A 4,847-nucleotide genomic window follows, 5' to 3' on the forward strand; every position below is an offset into this window, starting at 1 on the left:
GATCAAAATACGAAGGTTACTGTTACCGTGAAAAACTATGAAATCGGCAGTATTGAAGGTGGTCAGTTTAAACTTGTCGGCGAAACAAAGTAAATGCCACAGAATGTTCATGTATGTGAGTCGGAATAGGAGTATCTATGTTAAGAAAAACACCCTTTGAGACGGTACAGAAAGTTTTAATAATATCTTTTTTAGCGATTGCTTGCATGTGTTGTTTACTAATTCTTATAGCTCTTCTTTTGACCTTGTCTACAAAGATAAATATACACGATTGGGACTTACTTGCCTTTATAGGCTCTATTATCGGGGGATTTATAACGTGGTTGGGAGTAAGGATAACTATCCTTGAGCAAAAAAAGGATAAGGAAATCGAATTATACTACAAAGATATCGATGTTCTTTACTTTATCGTACAAGACACGCAGTTTATAATTAATGTTCCTTCTTATGAAATAACAAAAAATGATGCTGAGGGTAAACTGGTCGTAGATGAATATGAGACCCTACAGATGCAGCTAGACTTTACAGTCGATTTTATTGAGATCATTAATAAGAAGTTGTCTGATCTCATGAAGTCTGTAGAATGGGAAGTATTTAGAGTGATTGACATAGAGATGAAAAACTTGGCTGTGGCTAAAGTTTTTGCTGAACGATTTGAAAATTATTATTCTCGAGAAGGGAGCGACAATATGAAGATGCGAATCAAAAGATATCTAGAAATAGCTGGGTCCATACACTCAAGGCTAAGTGAATATAAGGACACGAGAACAGATAAGTATCTTCAAGCTAAATTTCCTAAAACTCGACAGCAAAATCAATAACTTTCAATTCTACTATAACGGCCCTATCCGGTAACTGTTCCATTGTCCCGGGGGGCCGTTTTCCATCTTACCCCCTGACCAAATTAACGCAAGGTTTGCGAAAATATCAACGCAATTACACGAAGCACAAATTGGAATTAAAGTCAATAATTAATTTGTGAGGCCTTTTAGATCATGTTACACTGGTGGTCTAGTTAGCATGATAAAGGAGATGAACAGCATTGTCAGACGCAAAAGAGCAGGATAAAAAGGAAATACTGGAGGAGGGAATTGAAGAGAAATCAGACAAGAAAGAGAAGAAGGGCGCTTTTGAATCAACTCACAAATCAACTCACTTTTGGATGGAGAAAGATATCGATGTCATTATGCGTATGCTTCTTAAAAATAATCCAAAGGATAAATCTAGAATAATTAACACAGCATTGAGACGGTATTTTATTGAAATATTAGACTCCGGATTTACAACACTTTAATAAGAAAATAAAAAGGACCGCGCCCATCGAAGGGTAAGCGGTCTTATATTCGCTCAAACATTGCGGTATCGCGGCTATAGTGGGTACGAACTCCCGTCTCTACGTTTCTTATCCGCACATAATCCGATGTGTACCGATCAACGAATCCTTTTTCTGCTTCTATGTATACTCCTGCGGGGTCTTCCTCCCAAACGCTTATTAGTGCTCCAGAAAGTGCCGCAGCGAAAAAGTGGACGTCCTGTGACAAGTAACGACAGTGGCGATTGATACTCATTGTGTTGGTGGCGAACCTGTCGCAAAGAAATACATCGCTGTAAGGATTGCGGCAATAACGATAATTGCTGCTAAAGTTCCTCGAAAATTCTTCATTCTTTATCATCCTCTGTAAATTCAATTAATTCACCGACTGAACAATTTAGTGTCCGACACAACTTCTCCAATGTTTCAAACTTAACACCGTCAGTTTTTTCGTAATATAGCTTGGTTAGCCCATTCCGGTGAAGACCCGTCATTTCAGAGAGTTCAGATATTTTCAATCTTTTCTCACCCATTATCCGCGATAGATGAACTTTAATTGCCATACATTGCCCTCCATTCAATATCAAAAGTATAGGTTAGAGTATGCAATTTATCAATTGCAATATTGACGATGCCCACTACAGTGTGTATACTGTAATCAACTAGATGAACATCACAGTGTGCATAAATGATATTGGAGGGTTAAAAATGCGGAGTGCAGCAATCATTGAAATTTTTTGTGGTAAAGACAAGCCATCTCAATTTATTACCGTGACGCCTGACCTTTACTCGATCGGCTACCGTTATAGCCGGAGGGATCAACGCTTCATCCTCGTTTGGAAACCGGAAGGCGCCCGCGAAGTCCAGGAGATCGACGTTCTGCCGCGCGTTCTGGCTCGTGTCCTGCCGGAAGTGAAAACGAAAATTATGCAGGGCTACACCGCTGGTTGCGTCGAGGTCACCGATCTTCAGCTTATGGCGCTTGGGTTTATCGTAAAGGAGGTATTTTCTCGCTATGTCCCTGCGTAAGTACATACGGATAGTCGCTTGTGCCGTAACGTTTATCGTAAAGGAGCTGATTGCGTGAAACTTGATCGTATAGCAATCGCAGACGGACCGTTCCTTGACGCCCAGGACTACGAGCTGCGGAAAGGGTATCTTCTGACGCCAGAGCTCGCGTTATTCTTCGATGACGGCCGGCTGATCCTCCGGTACGTTCAGAAGTTCGACGGAGTCGGCGAGCACACGAATTTGTATGTATCTCGGGAACTTGCGGAATCTGTCCGCGTCGCGATCGATGAGACCGAGAGTGTATCGACTGTTCTGCGCGTCGCCAAACGTCTGCAGAATATGTCCGCGATCGATTTCCTTATAGATTGCGTAATGCACGACCCTGAAGCGGTCGACGAGTTCAACGTAGTTCGATGACTACGCTCCTCGATGATGCCTCCGGCTGCAGACGGTTGATGAGCGGAGGGGTGTTCGTTTTATAAACGGTGGTCTTTGCGCCAACATTGACCACCAACCCGTAGCATTCGCGGCTCCAAACGTGAGTGCATCGCCATGCGGGACCTTTAATGATACGTCGGGGCGGCAACCTCGGTAGTATCGCTCTAACGCGGGTAACAGGCTGACTCGTGTGACCGGTCGGGGCTTCCGCCAATGAACACGCCAATGTTCAGGTTCCGGCCGGTTCATTTTTATAACCATTTATACGAATAGAACGTGTGTTTGGTTTCGCTTTAAGAAAAATAATTTTGAGTTGGTTTACGAACGCAATATATTGGGTTAAATTAGTATGAGAGGTAGCGAAAGACACTATATCTGGTATAATTTAATATAAGACGGCGCGTGGTTTATCTCACGCGTCTTTTTTATGTTCCATTACTAACTCACAGGGGGATTAATATATGAATATTACAGCTTTCTGGGACAAGCACTACAAAATAGAGGACACAGATCTTCGCGTCATGATTGCCGAAGTGGTAACGGACGAGTTGCAGGCTGCAGGATGGACGCGGGAGAAACTATCGACCCCACGGTACCGCCACCCGATGACACGCCGCAAGAACTATCTCGTTAAATATTCGCTCCTCGAGATCCTGGCCGACTTCATAATTAAGGCGGATATGATCGCAGAACGGCGCAAGGATAATCCCGTGCTGAATGCTGACGCGGAAGTCTACCGGGAGAAACGGAAAAAGAAGCGCGAAATCTCGCTCGATGCGTTCCTGGACGGCGGCGGTCAGGTCGATCTAACCGGGAAAGTGTATTATCCGGAGGAAGAAAATGTGTCTAATTTGTGAACAATTGCAAAATGACCTGTTATTTTATATCCCGGTTTTCCATTTATATGTGAGGAAGTAAAATTCCGATTTACCGTTAATCTTAGTTCGCCCACACGTCGGATGCCTGGCGCTGTGTCGGCGTCTTTTTATTTGCAAGATTAGTCCTAAAAATAGGACGCAAAGAAAGGAGGAGGCGCTAATGGTTATTGATAGGGTTACTTTCTATAAGCTGCGCAAAGTTTATCGGATGTCGTGCGAAGAGTTCGGCGCGCTGATGAACGTTACTGGCCGTTTTGTCAGGTTCATCGAATCCGGTGACCGCAAACTTCCGCAATACAGAGCCGACATTCTTTTGCGTGAGTTAGATTTGACTCCGGAAAAGCTGGCGCGGTTGCTGGCTACTTATGATGAAACGACGATCGACACAGTCAAATAGAGGAGGAAATTCAAATGAAAGAATGCGTCATCCATTACCAACGTTTAGCCGGCTTTTTAATGCAACGCGGATTTGTGCTGAGGGAGCTGCGTCCCAACATGAAGTTTCCCCATCTTCACGTATTTGTGTTCCGCGATAGCGATGAGATCAAGCAGGCAATGGCCGATTTCTCAGGTAATGCCCAAAACGGACGGAACGTTTCGCCCAAAACGGACATTACGTAACGTCCAAAAAGGACACAGAGTAATATATACGTAAGCAATATATACGTAAGTAATATATACAAAACATTACCGCGTTAAAAAGCAACGCGGAGACTATTAATTATCTAAATGATTCTTATTGATAGATTAACTTCGCGATAGGAATTTAATAAGACAAATATACAGATAGGGGTAACGCCCAAAACGGACGAAACCCCCAGGCCGCTGCCACCGCGAGCCAATCTAATAAGGGAGCTTAGTCAAATGATAAATGTAAATAACACACTAACCGGAAACGACTCGTTCACCATGGTAGACGATATCGTTCTTCGTATGTACACGCTGCTGGACGGATTCACTGTCGAGACGGCCGGCCTTTACGCCTATCTGAAGTCCTGGCGCCAGAATGACCCGGACCATAAATTCTATAACTGCGTATGGCTTGCACGCGAAGAGATTTACGCGCAGACCAGCATAGGCCGCAAGCCTTTCGACCGGCACCTCAAAGCGCTTAAAGACTGCGGATTGGTCACGATAGAGCGCGGGAGGTTGAGAGAGGTGAATAAGCAACTTATTCGTCGTAAACAATCCGATGACCGAGGCTGAAT

Annotated in this window: 9 protein-coding genes; 7 read left to right on the forward strand and 2 right to left on the reverse strand. The window is 43.9% G+C overall.

Going from position 1 to position 4,847, the window contains the following annotated elements; translation table 11 throughout:
- Positions 1-137: 137 nt before the first annotated feature.
- Both CPT76_RS36375 and CPT76_RS36380 read left to right on the forward strand, forming a co-directional pair.
- Positions 138-821: a hypothetical protein gene (locus CPT76_RS36375; protein ID WP_105446307.1), complete on the forward strand. Its 684-nt coding sequence runs from the start codon at positions 138-140 to the stop codon at positions 819-821.
- 221 nt (positions 822-1,042) lie between these two features.
- Positions 1,043-1,294 carry a hypothetical protein gene (locus tag CPT76_RS36380; RefSeq protein WP_105446308.1) on the forward strand — a complete coding sequence of 84 codons (252 nt, stop codon included), beginning with the start codon at positions 1,043-1,045 and terminating at the stop codon, positions 1,292-1,294.
- A gap of 365 nt (positions 1,295-1,659) precedes the next feature.
- Here CPT76_RS36380 and CPT76_RS36390 read toward each other — a convergent pair whose 3' ends face one another.
- Entirely contained in the window at positions 1,660-1,875 is a 216-nt protein-coding gene (locus CPT76_RS36390) for a helix-turn-helix domain-containing protein (protein WP_105446309.1), read from the reverse strand.
- A 103-nt stretch (positions 1,876-1,978) separates the two neighbouring features.
- Here CPT76_RS36390 and CPT76_RS36395 point away from each other — a divergent pair, with 103 nt between their 5' ends.
- The 5 genes from CPT76_RS36395 to CPT76_RS36415 all read left to right on the forward strand — a co-directional run bounded on the left by CPT76_RS36395 (position 1,979) and on the right by CPT76_RS36415 (position 4,260).
- A complete protein-coding gene (locus CPT76_RS36395) occupies positions 1,979-2,341 on the forward strand; it encodes a hypothetical protein (protein ID WP_181153276.1) in 363 nt (120 codons plus the stop codon).
- A gap of 54 nt (positions 2,342-2,395) precedes the next feature.
- The gene (locus tag CPT76_RS36400) at positions 2,396-2,740 is read left to right on the forward strand and encodes a hypothetical protein (RefSeq protein ID WP_105446311.1); all 345 of its coding nucleotides are present in this window, start codon (positions 2,396-2,398) and stop codon (positions 2,738-2,740) included.
- Between the two features lie 482 nt (positions 2,741-3,222).
- Positions 3,223-3,618: a hypothetical protein gene (locus tag CPT76_RS36405; protein WP_105446312.1), complete on the forward strand. Its 396-nt coding sequence runs from the start codon at positions 3,223-3,225 to the stop codon at positions 3,616-3,618.
- Between the two features lie 181 nt (positions 3,619-3,799).
- Positions 3,800-4,036 (forward strand): helix-turn-helix domain-containing protein, encoded by a 237-nt coding sequence (locus CPT76_RS36410; RefSeq protein ID WP_105446313.1) that lies wholly within the window; start codon positions 3,800-3,802, stop codon positions 4,034-4,036.
- Positions 4,037-4,050: 14 nt separating this feature from the next.
- On the forward strand, positions 4,051-4,260 hold the full coding sequence (locus CPT76_RS36415) for a DUF5659 domain-containing protein (protein ID WP_105446314.1): 210 nt from the start codon (positions 4,051-4,053) through the stop codon (positions 4,258-4,260).
- A 264-nt stretch (positions 4,261-4,524) separates the two neighbouring features.
- Here the strand turns inward: CPT76_RS36415 and CPT76_RS38610 are convergent.
- On the reverse strand, positions 4,525-4,847 hold a 323-nt coding region (locus CPT76_RS38610), incomplete at its 5' end, for a hypothetical protein (RefSeq protein WP_219845515.1).

The organism is Paenibacillus sp. AR247 (assembly GCF_002968895.1).
GTDB lineage: Bacteria > Bacillota > Bacilli > Paenibacillales > Paenibacillaceae > Paenibacillus_AQ > Paenibacillus_AQ favisporus.